Annotated in this window: 17 protein-coding genes; 5 read left to right on the top strand and 12 right to left on the bottom strand. The window is 41.0% G+C overall.

Annotation, left to right across the window (positions count from 1 at the left end):
* Positions 1 to 14: 14 nt before the first annotated feature.
* Both ACS72_RS04945 and ACS72_RS04940 read right to left on the bottom strand, forming a co-directional pair.
* Complete coding sequence (locus tag ACS72_RS04945; protein WP_048881418.1) at positions 15 to 1,844, bottom strand: tetratricopeptide repeat protein; 1,830 nt, start codon at positions 1,842 to 1,844, stop codon at positions 15 to 17.
* A gap of 99 nt (positions 1,845 to 1,943) precedes the next feature.
* Positions 1,944 to 2,714, bottom strand: a complete 771-nt coding sequence (locus ACS72_RS04940; protein ID WP_048881417.1) for a ThiF family adenylyltransferase — start codon at positions 2,712 to 2,714, stop codon at positions 1,944 to 1,946.
* Positions 2,715 to 3,141: 427 nt separating this feature from the next.
* Here ACS72_RS04940 and ACS72_RS04935 point away from each other — a divergent pair, with 427 nt between their 5' ends.
* Positions 3,142 to 3,390 carry a hypothetical protein gene (locus tag ACS72_RS04935; RefSeq protein WP_048881416.1) on the top strand — a complete coding sequence of 83 codons (249 nt, stop codon included), beginning with the start codon at positions 3,142 to 3,144 and terminating at the stop codon, positions 3,388 to 3,390.
* Positions 3,391 to 3,425: 35 nt separating this feature from the next.
* Here the strand turns inward: ACS72_RS04935 and orn are convergent, their stop codons facing one another.
* Positions 3,426 to 3,980 carry an oligoribonuclease gene (gene orn, locus ACS72_RS04930; RefSeq protein WP_004813140.1) on the bottom strand — a complete coding sequence of 185 codons (555 nt, stop codon included), beginning with the start codon at positions 3,978 to 3,980 and terminating at the stop codon, positions 3,426 to 3,428.
* Positions 3,981 to 4,104: 124 nt separating this feature from the next.
* On the opposite strand from orn, the gene rsgA reads away from it, so the two are divergent.
* The 4 genes from rsgA to secB all read left to right on the top strand — a co-directional run bounded on the left by rsgA (position 4,105) and on the right by secB (position 6,438).
* Positions 4,105 to 5,163: a small ribosomal subunit biogenesis GTPase RsgA gene (gene rsgA / locus ACS72_RS04925; protein WP_048881415.1), complete on the top strand. Its 1,059-nt coding sequence runs from the start codon at positions 4,105 to 4,107 to the stop codon at positions 5,161 to 5,163.
* Positions 5,164 to 5,256: 93 nt separating this feature from the next.
* A complete protein-coding gene (locus ACS72_RS04920) occupies positions 5,257 to 5,664 on the top strand; it encodes a rhodanese-like domain-containing protein (RefSeq protein WP_004813143.1) in 408 nt (135 codons plus the stop codon).
* A gap of 22 nt (positions 5,665 to 5,686) precedes the next feature.
* A complete protein-coding gene (gene grxC / locus ACS72_RS04915) occupies positions 5,687 to 5,941 on the top strand; it encodes a glutaredoxin 3 (protein WP_004813145.1) in 255 nt (84 codons plus the stop codon).
* Positions 5,942 to 5,979: 38 nt separating this feature from the next.
* On the top strand, positions 5,980 to 6,438 hold the full coding sequence (gene secB / locus ACS72_RS04910) for a protein-export chaperone SecB (RefSeq protein WP_004813149.1): 459 nt from the start codon (positions 5,980 to 5,982) through the stop codon (positions 6,436 to 6,438).
* A gap of 60 nt (positions 6,439 to 6,498) precedes the next feature.
* Here the strand turns inward: secB and ACS72_RS04905 are convergent, their stop codons facing one another.
* From ACS72_RS04905 to ACS72_RS04865, 9 genes are all read right to left on the bottom strand, one after another.
* Entirely contained in the window at positions 6,499 to 6,894 is a 396-nt protein-coding gene (locus ACS72_RS04905) for a cytochrome b562 (protein WP_008301992.1), read from the bottom strand.
* 179 nt (positions 6,895 to 7,073) lie between these two features.
* Complete coding sequence (locus ACS72_RS04900) at positions 7,074 to 7,880, bottom strand: enoyl-ACP reductase (RefSeq protein ID WP_004890043.1); 807 nt, start codon at positions 7,878 to 7,880, stop codon at positions 7,074 to 7,076.
* 129 nt (positions 7,881 to 8,009) lie between these two features.
* Positions 8,010 to 8,831, bottom strand: coding sequence for a TatD family hydrolase (locus tag ACS72_RS04895; RefSeq protein ID WP_048881414.1), 822 nt, complete (start codon positions 8,829 to 8,831; stop codon positions 8,010 to 8,012).
* On the bottom strand, positions 8,828 to 9,781 hold the full coding sequence (locus tag ACS72_RS04890) for an RsiV family protein (RefSeq protein ID WP_048881413.1): 954 nt from the start codon (positions 9,779 to 9,781) through the stop codon (positions 8,828 to 8,830). The genes ACS72_RS04895 and ACS72_RS04890 overlap by 4 nt, the downstream gene beginning before the upstream one ends.
* A gap of 51 nt (positions 9,782 to 9,832) precedes the next feature.
* Positions 9,833 to 10,669 (bottom strand): hypothetical protein, encoded by an 837-nt coding sequence (locus tag ACS72_RS04885; RefSeq protein WP_048881412.1) that lies wholly within the window; start codon positions 10,667 to 10,669, stop codon positions 9,833 to 9,835.
* Positions 10,670 to 10,760: 91 nt separating this feature from the next.
* On the bottom strand, positions 10,761 to 12,353 hold the full coding sequence (locus ACS72_RS04880) for a peptide chain release factor 3 (protein WP_171249843.1): 1,593 nt from the start codon (positions 12,351 to 12,353) through the stop codon (positions 10,761 to 10,763).
* 165 nt (positions 12,354 to 12,518) lie between these two features.
* The gene (locus ACS72_RS04875; RefSeq protein WP_048881410.1) at positions 12,519 to 14,351 is read right to left on the bottom strand and encodes a hypothetical protein; all 1,833 of its coding nucleotides are present in this window, start codon (positions 14,349 to 14,351) and stop codon (positions 12,519 to 12,521) included.
* Positions 14,352 to 14,354: 3 nt separating this feature from the next.
* On the bottom strand, positions 14,355 to 14,846 hold the full coding sequence (locus ACS72_RS04870; RefSeq protein WP_048881409.1) for an ABC-three component system middle component 2: 492 nt from the start codon (positions 14,844 to 14,846) through the stop codon (positions 14,355 to 14,357).
* A complete protein-coding gene (locus ACS72_RS04865) occupies positions 14,834 to 15,133 on the bottom strand; it encodes an ABC-three component system protein (RefSeq protein ID WP_048881408.1) in 300 nt (99 codons plus the stop codon). The genes ACS72_RS04870 and ACS72_RS04865 overlap by 13 nt, the downstream gene beginning before the upstream one ends.
* Positions 15,134 to 15,211: the final 78 nt, after the last annotated feature.

Raw genomic sequence — 15,211 nt, 5'->3', positions numbered from 1 at the left:
AGGCAGCGGTTTTTTTATATCAGTCTATTTTTCATTTGCAGATAGGCATTTAAATTGTTGAGCTGCTCCTGTGAAGCCGCATGTCCTAGCAAACTTCCCTTCTCTAGCCATGCTCGGGCAAGCGTTACATCACGATTTACACCAATACCCTTGGTGTATACACGTCCCAGATGACCATAAGCGTCAGCATTGACCTGTGCAGCAGCTTTATAATAGAACTGGATTGCTTGATCCATATTAGCTTCAACGCTAATGCCCTGTTCCATCGCTTCCCCGAGTGCATTCAAGGCCATGGCATTTTGCTGGGCAGCAGCCTGCTTTAAATAATTCAGACCTAAAGCAATCTGCTGCTCTACGCCTTCACCTTTAAGATACATCACCCCAAGCTGTGCTTGTGCCTGTGCATGACCGAACTGAGCCGCTTGATGTAAATAGCGTTTGGCTTGATCTTCGTCAATAGTAAATACCGGATATTGACCTGACAGTGCCTGATACAAATACCAGGCGGCATCAGCCGAACCTTTGCTTACGGCCTGATTCAGATATTGAATGGCCTTATCACGGTTGGGCAATGGATACTCCGGCAGGCTATAGAAGCGTCCAACGATATAAATTAGATCCGCTTCAGATTGTGTATTAATATTCCAGTGCTGCTGCGCGATCTGCTGAATAATTTGCGTGGCTTTAGCGGTATCTTTAACTGTACCAATACCATGCAGATAGCACAGTGCGAGACCCATCTGGCTATAGAAATAAGCTGGATCAATTCCGGCAGCAGCCTGATACAGGCTAAACGCTTTTTCAGGCTCATCGACCAGATAAGACTCATAATATAACGCTGCAATCATGCACAAAGCTTGAGGAAACTGAGTATTCGCAGCCTCGCTCCAATAGCGAAAGGCCATAGTTTCATTCTTATCGACAAACCAGCCATGAAAATAGGCTAAACCAAGTAAAGTTTTGGCTTGAGCATCTTTATGCTCATAAGACAGCTGTTGCAAATGCTGCAAGATCCGCTGCCGCTGATCAGCATCAATCGTACCTAGTAATACACCAGCATAATATTCATACGCACCATTCTGATCACCCAAATTAACGCTTTGTTTAATGAAGCGTAAGGCTTTTGACTGATCCTGTGGTAATAGCTCACCGCGTACATACAGTTGTGCAATCTGTTGGGTTGCTTCGAGATGATCTTGCTGCGCGGCCAGAAACAGATAATGGATTCCCAAGCTTAAATCTTGGGTGGTACCCTCTGCCAAATAGTATTGTGCCAACTGGTACTGTGAACCCGAGTGTCCCTGATCTGCATTCTGAATCAGCAGTTGTAGACGATGCTGTTCTGCTGCATCCTGAGTGGGTTCGGACAATTCGGTAATTCGATACTGGGCTTCCAGATTACCGCGTGCCACAGCATGACGATACCAATACAGTGCTTTTTCGCGATCTCGATGCTGATAACGGTCATCCTCAAAGACCTGTCCCAGATGGTAAGCAGCTTCATCACTGCCAAGACGGAATGCATTTTCAAACAGATTAATCGCATTTTCGGTACTTTGCGGACGCCCCAAACCTTTGAGTTGCATCAGCCCCATACCGACATAGGCCTGAGGGATTTCCTGCTGTTGAGCCAGATCCTGATAGATCTGATAGGCACGCGCATAACTCGACTGCTGCCCTTCAGTACTGAGACGAGCCGCGTGCTTGAGCTGGGCCTCAATCTGTTCAATCCATAGGTCATGTTGCACTGCCCTGGCTTGATCTCGTGTTACCGGGTCAGGACGCTTCCACATCCAGATCCCCAATGCCACGATTCCCAAAATCAGCACCAGTAAGAACCACATAGCTGCTCCCTGATATTGTTTTTTGTTATATGAATATAGCCTTCATTCTAAACGCAGGCACAAAAAAAGCACAGTAACTGTGCTTTTTTATTTTGTATATCAGGATTTTGCTCGCTTCATATCCAACTTTTTCAACACTTCTGATACTGCAACCATGGCAAAACTGGAAGTCACTACTACCGCTGAACCATAGCCACCACAACGTAAGCCCGCGCTTGGACAGACATCGGCACTGGAGAAGGGATTGTCGATTGAATAAACACAGGTAATGCCGAATTTCTCTTTCGGTTTTTTACAGATACCTTTTGCACGTAATTGTGCACGTAATTTTGCCAGCATCGGGTCCTGTTCAGTTTTGGATAAATCAGCCACCCGGATTTTTAATGGGTCCAGTTTACCGCCTGCTCCACCCGAGACAATCAGAGGAATTTTATTGAAACGACAATGCAGCATCAAAGCAAATTTAGCTTTTACATCATCAATACAGTCCAGAATAATGTCAGGATTACCTGCCAGGATTTCTTTGACATTTTCAGGCGTGAGATAGTCATCAATCAAGTTTACTTTAATACGTGGGTTAATCGCACGGCAGCGTTCAGCCATGATTTCAATCTTTTCACGGCCTAAGGTGGTCGTCATTGCGGGTAACTGGCGATTGATATTCGATGCCGCCACTACATCCATATCAACAATAGTCAGTTCACCGATGCCGGTACGTGCCAGTGCTTCGACTGCCCATGAACCGACACCGCCAATCCCGATCACCATCACATGACTGTTTTCATAATGATGAAAGCTGTCATCGCCATAAATTTTGGCTACACCGGCAAAGCGGCGGTCATATTCATCATCTTGAAGCAGATCAGTCATAGGTCATCAATAGCAAGAAAAACATCGGGGCATTTTAGCAAATTCACAGCCGGTTGACTGCCACTAAAATTCAGACACAAAATCAGTCAAAAAACTATTCTTTAACCATCCATAAAAAGCTTAAAATCGATCAAATTTTATTCACCATTAAAATCATCACAATAGATCTTTTTCAAAAATCAAAACATGATCGTTATATTCATATTTAAATGGATATTGAAAGTTCCTTCTCCCTCTGGAATGAGAAGTATTACTTCGCAAGAGGAGGAGGGATATTTCTTAGATATAACCTTTTCCTTGCGCAGCAGTGCTACTCATCTCCTACAAAGAGGAAAATTTCATTTTAATGATTAAAAAATGATTTATGAAAAAACCCTAATAACCAGAATATTTTAATCCTTCTCAGCTTACAAGGAGTCAGGTCAGCATGCTATTTAACGCCCTTTATGCACTCATGGTTGTTCTGTTCCTGCTTTATCTTTATGGCTTAGTTTTCAAAAAGCAGAAAAATTATTATCTCAGTATCATGATCCGCTTACTGAGCTTGGGATTATTTGCTTTAATTGTCTTTGATCAACATGAAACCCAGATCCATCTGGCTTTGGTCCTGCTCACCTGGGTACTGTTTGAAAGCAGCGACAATTTTTATAATAAAAGACTCCCTTCAAGTAAATAAAAAAGAGGCTTTACGCCTCTTTTTCCATGTCCGGATTATTTGTTCATAATGAAAAAATATTCACGATAGTATTTCAGTTCAGCAATTGAATCACGAATATCATCCATCGCCAGATGTGAGGCATTTTTCTTGAGGCCACTCATGATTTCCGGGCGCCAGCGTTTTGCCAACTCTTTCACTGAAGACACATCCAGGTTACGGTAATGGAAATATTGCTCCAGTTCTGGCATCAGACGGTGCAAAAAGCGACGATCCTGACAGATCGAATTACCACACATGGGTGATACTTTTGGATTGACCCATTTTTTCAGGAATTCAATGGTTTGTTGTTCAGCATCTTGTGCAGTAAGTTTGCTGCGACGCACACGCTCCACCAGACCCGATTGTCCATGTTGACGGGTATTCCATTCATCCATGGCATTGAGCACACGATCCGACTGATGAACTGCAAGGACAGGACCTTCGGCAAGAATATTTAAATTGTCATCGGTTACAATCGTTGCAACTTCAATAATCTGGTCATTGTCTGTATCCAGACCTGTCATTTCCAGGTCGATCCAAATCAGGCGGCTATCCGGGGTGCTGCTCATAAATGTGCAATCTTATTAGGCTATAAAACATTTATAGTAGCAAATTTATTACGTCGATGCTGTAACTGACACCCTGCTTCATGCTATTTTTGCCATCTCGCTCCCATGGTTTTTTAGGATTTGAATGGCTTTAATACGTAAACGTCGTTTAACTGAACAACAACAACGTCGTATTCAAAAACAGCACAAAACGCGTCAGGAAGAGGCGGATACCTCCCAAGACCTGGAAGGACTGGTCGTGCAGCATTATGGTCGACAGCTAGAAGTCCAGGCGCTTTCGGTTCCTGAACTGCATCCTGAAAAACCGGTGGTGGCTGAAGGTGAACCTGAACCCTTCTGGAAAGAAATTGAAATGGGCAGTGTGTGGCGCTGTCATACCCGTACTAACCTTGAATTGCTGGTCACAGGTGACCGGGTCAAATGGCAGGCTGATCCAAATACTGGCTTGGGAATTATCACTGCGATTCATCCGCGTAAATCGCTGCTGACCCGACCTGACCGTTATCACAAGGTTAAACCGGTCGCAGCCAATATTTCCCTGATCGTGATTGTATTTGCACCATTGCCTGAGCCAGCACCAGGCCTGATCGACCGCTATCTGGTGGCTTGTGCCGATGCAGAGATTCCCGCACTACTAGTCCTGAATAAATCAGACTTGCTCAAGGAAAATGATCCAATTCTGGAACTGCTGCAAGAATATCAAGACCTCGGTTATGAAGTGATGCAGACCCAATCCGATGGCGACCTGAGCGCTTTATCTAACCGTCTGGAAAATGAAACGGTCGCTTTTGTCGGTCAGTCCGGTGTCGGGAAAAGTACGCTGATTAATGCGATCGTGCCGGATGCAGCACAGAAAACCAATATCATTTCCGAGAACTCGGCACTTGGTCAGCATACAACGACATCAACACGTCTGATTTCCTTTGGTGATGGCGCTGCCCTGATTGACTCTCCGGGGATTCGTGAATTTGGCCTGTGGCATCTGACTTTAGACAAGGTACAAACCGGTTTTCCAGAGATTGAAAATCTGCTGGGGCACTGTCAGTTCCGTAACTGCACGCATAAGCATGAAAAGCAATGTGCTTTACGTCAGGCAGCAGATTCAGGTGAAATTTTGCCGCGTCGTTTGGACAGCTATCTGCGATTAATTGATGAAATCACGGAAGCTCAACAAAAAAATTGATATTCTTAAGCTTTAGCCCTTGAAGCGGTGATTTTGATCACCATATTTATGAGCTATACTCTTGGCAATTTTGAAATTGTAATTAGGTGAATTGTGGAACGTTGGTTCGAGTTTATGGGGAATCACCCCTTCTTGTTTGGTGCACTTGCAGCATTGGTGGTTTTGTTCTTCATTATCGAAGGTCAACGTAACGGTCGTAAAATTTCTCCGCAATCGCTGGGAATTTTGGTTAAGGCAAAAAATGCCATGCTGATTGACCTGCGTGATGCCAAAGATTTCCGTGAAGGTCATATCAGCGGTAGCCGTAATATTCCATACAGCCAAATTACCAAACATGTCGAAGAGTTAAAAACAGCAGATCGCCCATTGGTGTTCATTTGTAATCTTGGACAAGTTGCAGGTACTGCGCTACAACAGGTCGGTCATGCAGATGCTTACCGTCTTGATGGCGGCATCAGCAACTGGAAAGCCCAAGGCTTACCTTTGGTGAAAAGTAAATAATTTACGATCAGGAGATTCATTCATGGCTGAAGTCATTATCTATTCAACGACTGTGTGTCCATACTGTGTCCGTGCAAAACAGCTCCTTGAGCGTAAGGGCGTAGAATATAAAGAAATTAATCTGTCTAAAGAAGATCCGCAGGTTCGTCTTGATTTGATGCAACGCACCAATCACCGTACCGTGCCACAGATTTTTATTAATGAACAATTCATCGGCGGTTTTGACCAGCTTTATGCTTTAGAGCGTGAAGGCAAACTCGACGAATTACTGGCTTAATTGCCCTTTAATTATCACCTCATATTAAGGATTAAAGAATGAGTGAAGAACAACAAGCTCAACCACAATTGGCATTAGAGCGTATTTATACCAAAGACATTTCTTTTGAAGTACCTGGGGCACAAGTTTTTACCAAGCAATGGCAACCTGAGCTGAACATCAACCTGTCTTCTTCTGCAGAAAAGATTGATCCAACTCACTTTGAAGTCGCTTTAAAAGTGGTAGTACAGGCAAACAACGAAGGTGATACAGCGTTTATCGTTGATGTCACTCAAGCAGGTATCTTCCTGATTGATAGCGTTGAAGAAGAGCGTCTGCCTTACATTCTTGGTGCGTACTGTCCGAACATCCTGTTCCCATTCCTTCGTGAAGCAGTGAATGATCTGGTCACTAAAGGTAGCTTCCCACAGCTACTGCTTACACCAATCAACTTTGATGCTGAATTCGAAGCCAACATGCAACGTGCGCAAGCTACTGCTGTTGAAGGTCAAGCTTAATCGTTTGATCCTGAATCAAAAAGACCGCAATTGCGGTCTTTTTTATGGTCTGTTTATAAGTTATTTAAAGGCTTGATGCCCCTGCTTTTTAATCTCATCCATTTTCACGGACAAATTTTGGGCTTCCTGTAACTGCTTAGCAGCAAGCAGCTGTTCTGCCTTTTTAATCTCTATTAGTAAATCCTTTAGCAATCCCTGATAGGCCACTACATGTGCATCTTCGGCCTTCAGTTTTTGGAGCTTGGATGGTAAATGTTTCTGGTAGCTTTCTACAGTTTGCTGCATGATCTGTAATGCTGCTTGTGCCTCTTTAGAATCCTCTGCAGCTTTAAATTTTTTCAAATTTTTATCCAAGTCATGCATGCTGTAATGCTGGTGCTCTTCTACTGCCATAGCCGAAGTTCCCAGACCTAAGCCTATAACGAAAATGATGCTAATCCACAGTGATTTAAACATGGTTATTTTCCTGATTTTTTTGTTTTAAGCATCTTAATGGCAAAGTATTAAAAGATAAATTATCTTCATCCTATTTTTTAGACTTGATGTCATCAGATTTACATCATTGTCCATTAGTATAAAAAATAAAAACCCCTCAATTGAGGGGTTTTCTTTGCTTGAAATAAGTATTAAAAATCTTATTCTGCATCCAGCATCAGCTCTGCGCTCATGCCAACCGTATTATAACCGGCATCAACATACATGATTTCGCCAGTAATGCCATTCGCCCATGGTGAGCACAGGAATAATGCAGCATTACCAACATCTTCAATGGTGACATTACGTTTAAGCGGAGCCACTTTTTCATTCAGATCCAGCATTTTACGGAAAGATTTAATGCCAGACGCTGCAAGGGTACGGATTGGACCAGCTGAGATGGCATTAACGCGGATACCGTCTGCGCCCAAGCTAGATGCCAGGTAACGTACACCCGCTTCTAGTGATGCTTTCGCCAGACCCATCACGTTGTAGTTCGGCATCACGCGCTCAGAACCTTGATAAGTCAGAGTGAGTAGACAACCTTGGCGTGCAGCTAAAAGTGGCTTTGCAGCACGTGCCATCGCGATAAAGCTATAAGCACTGATGTCATGTGCAATCTTGAAACCTTCACGATCCGTCACATCAGTAAAGTCACCGTCTAAGGTATGTGCAGGTGCAAAACCGATTGAATGCACGACTCCATCCAGACCATCCCAGTGTTTTGCCAGTTCTGCAAATGCATGGTCAATTTCTGCATCTACCGCCACATCACAAGGAAATACCAATTCAGAACCGAATTGTGCAGCAAAATCATCTACACGTTTTTTCAGCTTTTCATTTGGATAGGTAAAAGCAAGTTCTGCACCTTCACGGTGTAATGCCTGAGCAATACCAAAAGCAATTGATAATTTACTTGCAATACCTGCGATCAGGAAGCGCTTACCCGCCAATAGTCCTTGTGCCATGTGAATCTCACTCAAAATAATTTATATGCATGATGCCAAGTCTAAAGCATTTTAGAAATTGCATAATGCGCCTTTTTTCATTGGATCATACATTGAAATACAGTTTTCAACTGATGCAAGGATTTTATATTAGATATCCAGAAGCAAAGCCTGATGGGTATTTTTCCAGAGCTGTTCTGCCAGTTCCTCTTGATCCATATACAAACTTTTAGCCAGTCCTTGCAGCACATAGGGCAGATTTGCAGGCGTATTGCGGGTACGCTGTTCAGTAGAATGCTGACAACATAAGGGCGTCATGTCTGGACAATCGGTTTCAAGGACCAGATGTTCCGGGCCCATCTGCTGTACCACCTGATGCAGTTTTCGGGCATTGGAATTGGTAATTTGTCCTGTCACCCCAATCTTGAAACCCAGTTTGACAAAAGCCTTGGCTTCTTCAATTCCCCCACCAAAGGCATGCGCAATACCGCCCTGTTGAAATTGATGCTCTTTCAGTATTTTGAGTACTTCCGCATGGGATTTACGAATATGCAGTAAAATCGGTTTGTCATACTGCTGTGCCAGTTCAATCTGAGCAGCAAAAAAGTCTTTCTGCTTCTGGAAAATTTCTGCTTGCTTATGCTGTTTCAGAAACGTATCCAGGCCGATTTCACCAATGGCAATACAGTCTTCAGTTTGCAGGATCTGCTCTAAATCCTGCAAATGATCCTGCTGATGTTGCTCGATATAAAAAGGATGTAAGCCGGGGGCTAGATAGCTCCTTGGCGCATCGGCAAGATTATTTAAAAAATGCTGGGTTTGAATCAGGTCCTGAAAACGCTGCTGTAAAAAGCCGATCAGGATTAGCCCTTCCACTCCTGCCTTTTTAGCGGCATAAGCTAACTGTTCCCGATCATGCTCAAAATCAGGAACATCGAAGTGGGTATGCGTATCAAACAGTTTTAGGCTCATTTTGCAACTTGAGCTTCTGAAGCAGCCTGTTCAGTTTTCGGCAGATACTCTGGTTTTAAGATTCCCTGTAAATCACTATAAGGAATATTTAAACGCGGCAAGCCGACCACATAAGGTCCAATTTCATATTCTGCATATTGCAGTGCCAGACCTTGTTTGGTGAGGAAGAAATTATCCGTTAACTTGAATTTCCAGGCCTGCTCGTATTCTGCAACATCAGTTGCCAGCTCTGAATCAATTACCCAGGTTTTAAAGGCTTCATGCGCTTTAGCTTCCAGCTGCGCCTTTTGTTTTGGCAGGACAATATCATCCAGTTTGACCAGCTTTTTACTGTCCAGGTCAAAGTTATAATAGTTCTGTGCAGTAGAACCATGTGCCCCACCCAGATAATGTGTGCTATTTAATACTACTGTGGCCAGCGGATTTCCAGGATTCAGGATCTTCGGCTTGATCATCAGGCTAATACTGTGATTGGCACTGAGTGCTTTCAGCTCCTTGTCCAGATTCAGGAAAGTCTGCATATAAGGAATAGTCTGCTTTTCCAGCTGCTGACGTGCACTGAGCTGGGGTTGAGTTACAGCTGCCTCTGAAGCTGCGAATTGAGCAGGTGTTGGCTCACTGGCAGCTTGTACTTTCGCTGACGTAATCGCATCAACATCAAGCATACCCTTCAGCCGGGCTAAAATCTGTTGATCAATAAATTCATCAATAAAACGCTGATTACTGTTCAGACGTTCAATGGTGATTTCAGGACAGCTTTTACCATCACATTCCGGGAGATCCAGGTTAAGCTTTTCGGTTTCACCCTTGAGCTGGACGATTTCAGGCTCTGCCTGAGTGACTTCCGGTGGATTAACCTCTTTGGCTTCCTTTTCTCGAGGCTGACAGGCAGTCAACAGAATCACTGTCGCCAATAGAGACAGGCCGAATATCTTGTTATATTTTGGCATTCAATACCCTTTTGTGTTACATCACATTCCACCCGTTTTCGGGCATCAATCCTAAAACATATGCTGATACACTTCAGCTTTCAAGACCTGTTGTGTTTGTTCTTGACTAAGATAAATATCAAGTTGTTTAGCATCCTTGACAATTTCCCTACCACGATAATGCAGCCCAATCCCCTCCTGATCAAAGAACCAGTCAGCTTGCCCCCAATACAGTTTTTTCGGAGCAGTTTGTCGGACTTCTTTACTATTTTCTTTTAGCCATTTTGCATAAGCATCTTGCACGATCTTGTCCATCGTGACCCGTCTTTGTGGATCAATAATATCTAAGGCCGTCAGATTTTTTTGACTGCGGCGGTCTGCCACATAAAAATAATAGCGTTCCTTCACCGTAACATTTTCCTGCTCTGTATCCACCCCAATCTGCATTAACACATACTGATTATGCTGATAAGGGATGCGGGTATACATGGATAGTTGATAGGCTTTATTGATTTTAATCTGTTCCTGCCAGGCATCTGACTTTTTTACATAGGCATTGACGGCCTGTTGTAAGTTCATGTCCTGCAGCTGATCTTTATCCCGAATCTGATCCTGAATCACCAGTGCCTGTTTACGTTCCATCCACTGGTTCAGCCATGGATCTACCGTATCCAATGTCTGAATATCCAGTTCGATACAGTTTTTGGTTTCACAAAATGGGAGTGCAATCTTGGCCGGCTGTTCCTGAATATTCAGATAAGGCAATACATCTGCCTTTTCTACTTGCTTAATTTCGACTACCGTATCCTGAGTTTTTGTTTCTGGTTCTGATTTTTTTTGATCGCAGGCGCCCAGCAATAATCCTAAACTGATTGCTGAACTCAGCATGACTGCATTGCTAAGTTTCATATTCCCAAGCAAATTTGAAAAGATAAGTGAATGTAGCACAAAATAAAACAGCTTCCTGAGAAGCTGTTTTATTTTTAAATCATTTTATTACTTAGTGTTCACGGGTATTACGGAACACGATGTCAGGGTAACGTTCCTGCATCAGTTGCAGATTGACACGGCTTGGTGCCAGATAAGTCAGATGGCCGCCACCATCAACAGACAACTGGTCATGGGCTTTTTTCTTGAATTCATTAAATTTCTTTTCATCATCACAAGAAACCCAACGCACAGTATTAATACTCACTGGCTCGTACACGCAGTCTACTTTGTATTCTTCTTTCAGACGATATGCGACAACTTCGAACTGTAGCACACCCACTGCCCCAACGATCAGGTCATTATTATGTTGCGGCATGAAGACCTGGGTTGCGCCTTCTTCAGAAAGCTCTTTCAGACCTTTTTGTAACTGCTTAGATTTCAATGGATCTTTCAGACGTACACGACGGAACATTTCCGGCGCAAAGTGTGGAATACCTGTGAACTGCAGATCTTCACCTGAAGTAAAAGTATCACCAATCTGAATAGTACCGTGGTTATGCAGGCCAATAATATCGCCTGGCCATGCTTCTTCCAGATGCTGACGGTCACCCGCCAAGAAGGTCAATGCATCACTAATACGTACATCTTTACCCAGACGCACATGCTTCATTTTCAGGCCTTTTTCATACTTACCTGAACAGATCCGCATGAAGGCAATACGGTCACGGTGCTTCGGATCCATATTGGCCTGGATCTTGAAGACGAAACCACTAAAACCTTCTTCAGTTGCTTCAACTTTACGGTTTTGTGTTGGATGTGCTTTCGGCTCCGGTGCATATTCACTAAATGCATTCAGGACATGGTCTACACCAAAGTTACCCAATGCCGTACCGAACAACACTGGTGTTTGGCGACCTGCCAGGAATTCTTCACGGTCTAATGGCTCATTGGCCATTTGAACCAGTTCAAGAGATTCTTCAAATGCTGCCCATGCCAGCTCACCTACTTTTTCACGCAGATCCGCATGGTCATAACCATCACGTACTTCGATGTCAGTAATCACTGAACCGAAACCCGCCTTATAGACATAGAATTTTTCTTCAATCAGGTTGTATACACCAGCGAAGTCACGACCAGTACCCAGCGGCCAGGTGATTGGCACACATTTAATTTTCAGGACGTTTTCGATCTCGTCTAGAAGCTCAAGCGGCTCACGGATTTCACGGTCCATTTTGTTGACGAAAGAGATAATTGGTGTATCGCGCATACGACACACTTCCATCAATTTAATGGTACGGTCCTCGACACCTTTTGCACCATCAATTACCATCAGCGCCGAGTCCACAGCAGTCAGGGTACGGTAGGTATCTTCCGAGAAGTCTTCATGCCCCGGGGTATCGAGCAGGTTGATCGTCTTGTCTTTAAACGGGAACTGCATGACCGAGGTCGTGATCGAAATACCACGTTCCTTTTCCATTTCCATCCAGTCCGAAGTCGCCGCACGGTCAGACTTACGGCTTTTTACCATACCGGCAACCTGGATCGCCTGCCCCCATAACAGTAATTTTTCTGTCATGGTCGTTTTACCGGCATCGGGGTGGGAAATAATAGCAAAAGTCCTGCGAGCCGCTACTTCTCTAGCTAATTGATCTTTAAACATAATGGGAAATCTTCAATATGTACACAGTTTTGTACACATTTATAAATGTGTATCAAGCCAGTGAAGTGATAACTTAAAATTGGCGCAATTGTAGCAGATTTCGAACAATAATCATTAAATCCCTCAGAGTCATGGAAATACAAATATAATAAAACTTCCATAAGAAAGTTATCTAATTGGAAAAAATCCAGGCCTTCCTTGCTGACTATTACCACTGAATTGAATTATTTTGACATCAGGTTCTTGATATAAAAAGTCAGGAGGATCTATATTTTCTAAAATTATAAATTGACATATATCTGATATTTTTAATAAATGCCTGAAAAAAGCCTCTTTCACAGAATTATGTTGTATTTGAATTTCATCTTCTTCAAGAAGTCCTGCTTTATGTAAAATAGGATCTCTATAAGCCAATAGAGGTGTGTCTAATACCATAAAGGAAGGGTGGGGAATATTTTTTTGATGGCAATATAATACAGTAGCGACTTTAAAAGCAGTATGTGTTAAAGCTCTAACACCTTTACCATTACTTACCCTATCTTGATCATCAATCACAAGGTCTGAACTTTTCAGATCAAATACAACCTCATTGCTACCTGGAAATTTCCACTCTTTAAGTATGTCGGATACAATATCTGAAAATAATTTAAGATCATTTGGAGAAAATTCTAAATTTGGTTTATCATTTTTTTGAGGCTTTCGAGTTTCTTCCACATCTATTAATTTTTTAGTGTATCTTTTTTTCTGCTCTAAGATATCTAGACTTTGTTTTAAAAAATCACGTTGCAAAAACAAACTGTTAATACTCTCTTGTTGAACATTTAAATCAGACAACAATGTGTTAATAGAAAAATCAATATTAACAATAAGCTCTTCCGTATACTTCAATTCCCTTTTGTATTCATTCAATTGAATATCTACATCTTTAATAGTTAAAGACAAATCTTCCTTTAAAGACTGAATTTTTTTTATTTCAACTTCAGATGATTTTATACTACTAGAAATACTAAAATTAGAATCTTGAATTTCAAAACCACATTTTTTACATCTTTCTGGATCATTCAATAAAGTTAAAAAACCAGCTTCCTCAACAAATTTCAACCTTTCAATATCGCTATTATAAATATCATCTAGAGTGACAAACCGATTTTTATGAATATTTGATTGTGCTATTAAATCTTGAAACTCATTTAATTTGTTTACAAAATACCTCTTTTCTTTCAATTTTAAATTCACATCACCTTTCAATCTATCAATATCTAAAAATGATGATTTTATAAAATTTTCAATTCTCTCCAGTTGCTCCTCAATATTATTATAATCATCAATATTTTCTAATCTAGAATTAAGATCTTCTAAAATTTCTTGGTAAACCTTTATAGTAGCCTCTTTATTCACCTTGAATGTTTTATCATCCACAACTGCAACAATATTAGAATCATCTTTGAATGTTAACAAAAATCTAAAAAAGCTTTTTCTAACTGTATTTTCAGTATAAATAGTAGTTAATATTGGTGATACTTCAGACTGTATATAAACCTCATCTACTAAGGATAAAAATGCTAAATTTCTCAATGTTAGACTTTGAGTTTCTCCACTAGCGTTTTTAGCTAATTTTTTTAAATCCCACCCTAAATACTCCAATATAAAAGATGAAAAACTATCTACACTCGAATTATCAGATTTTAATATAATGTTTTTTTCTTCATCATTCATCGTGCTTTTCAGTAAAAAATCTCCCCCCTTAATATTTCTCTCTAAAATAAAATCACCTTTACCATCCAAATAAAAACCCATTAAAATCTTAGAATAACCATTTGCAAATTTTATTTTTTTATTTAGCTTTTCCGCACCAAACATATAATCCAAGACTTTAAGAATATATGATTTTCCCGTATTAGATGCACCATAGATAATGTTTAATTTTTTTGAAAACTCCACCTTAGCAGGAATTTTATTATCACCATGAATTTCCAAAAAAATTATTCTAACTTGCTTCATTTTTTAAACACCATCTTTATAGCTATTTTGAAATTCAACATTCCATTTACCAAGTTTATCTTCTATCACCGATTTCAACTCACTAAAGCTTTTTTCTCCAAAGGTATTTAATAGCCAATTCGATCTATCTTTCAGGTTTATCCCATACTCACTTGATATTAAATCTATTACGAAGTTTGATTCATCTGTAGCTTGATACAAAATACCATTATTACTATTAACAATATGGATAAGCCTATATTTCATCATTAGTTCCAACCCATCTTTAATTAAATTTCTTTTGACCAATATCTCTCCCACCCTAAAAGGTATTTTAGGATGAAGGCTACTCTCACCACCAAAATCTGCAGAGTTAATTACCAAATGATCAAACCAAGTCAAATAAGTTAAATCTAAAGATCTCGGGTAAAAAGCATCCAATATAATCAACACTCTGAATCCAACCTCGAGTGGACTATTAAATATATTAATATTCTTCTGCTCTATAATTTCCAATTCAAATGTCCTTCATTAACTAAATGATGGCATAAACCCTGTCTTACTGAGTTTGTTGCATACAATGAAATATCCCCGGATAATTGAATCTTTGTAACCTCACCTAATATTGCTGTAATCTTATCTAAGGTATCTTTGTAACTCCCCAAACAACATAAATCGATGATGCTGTAAAAAATATCGTCTTTGATTTGTTCAACAGTATGTGGGGCTGTATTATCCCTATAATATCGCTGAAAGGCATCTGCATCATAAAATAGGGCAGAGTAAAACTTGAAGTGCGACATAAACCACCTAATTAATTTAAAGGGTTTATGGAGTATATAAAATTGTCATACCATCATCTTAACTTTGAAGATCGTACT

Source organism: Acinetobacter sp. VT 511 (assembly GCF_001077515.1).
In the GTDB taxonomy this organism is placed as follows: Bacteria; Pseudomonadota; Gammaproteobacteria; order Pseudomonadales; family Moraxellaceae; genus Acinetobacter; species Acinetobacter schindleri.
Note: the sequence above shows the minus strand (reverse complement) of the source record. Positions and strands in the feature narration are given on the sequence as shown.

Bases quoted from the DNA above. Each gene is read 5' to 3' on its own strand.
- ACS72_RS04945 (WP_048881418.1), bottom strand. From the start codon at position 1,844: ATGTGGTTCTTACTGGTGCTGATTTTGGGAATCGTGGCATTGGGGATC.
- ACS72_RS04940 (WP_048881417.1), bottom strand. From the start codon at position 2,714: ATGACTGATCTGCTTCAAGATGATGAATATGACCGCCGCTTTGCCGGT.
- ACS72_RS04935 (WP_048881416.1), top strand. From the start codon at position 3,142: ATGCTATTTAACGCCCTTTATGCACTCATGGTTGTTCTGTTCCTGCTT.
- orn (WP_004813140.1), bottom strand. From the start codon at position 3,980: ATGAGCAGCACCCCGGATAGCCGCCTGATTTGGATCGACCTGGAAATG.
- rsgA (WP_048881415.1), top strand. From the start codon at position 4,105: ATGGCTTTAATACGTAAACGTCGTTTAACTGAACAACAACAACGTCGT.
- grxC (WP_004813145.1), top strand. From the start codon at position 5,687: ATGGCTGAAGTCATTATCTATTCAACGACTGTGTGTCCATACTGTGTC.
- secB (WP_004813149.1), top strand. From the start codon at position 5,980: ATGAGTGAAGAACAACAAGCTCAACCACAATTGGCATTAGAGCGTATT.
- ACS72_RS04905 (WP_008301992.1), bottom strand. From the start codon at position 6,894: ATGTTTAAATCACTGTGGATTAGCATCATTTTCGTTATAGGCTTAGGT.
- ACS72_RS04900 (WP_004890043.1), bottom strand. From the start codon at position 7,880: ATGGCACAAGGACTATTGGCGGGTAAGCGCTTCCTGATCGCAGGTATT.
- ACS72_RS04895 (WP_048881414.1), bottom strand. From the start codon at position 8,831: ATGAGCCTAAAACTGTTTGATACGCATACCCACTTCGATGTTCCTGAT.
- ACS72_RS04890 (WP_048881413.1), bottom strand. From the start codon at position 9,781: ATGCCAAAATATAACAAGATATTCGGCCTGTCTCTATTGGCGACAGTG.
- ACS72_RS04885 (WP_048881412.1), bottom strand. From the start codon at position 10,669: ATGAAACTTAGCAATGCAGTCATGCTGAGTTCAGCAATCAGTTTAGGA.
- ACS72_RS04875 (WP_048881410.1), bottom strand. From the start codon at position 14,351: ATGAAGCAAGTTAGAATAATTTTTTTGGAAATTCATGGTGATAATAAA.
- ACS72_RS04865 (WP_048881408.1), bottom strand. From the start codon at position 15,133: ATGTCGCACTTCAAGTTTTACTCTGCCCTATTTTATGATGCAGATGCC.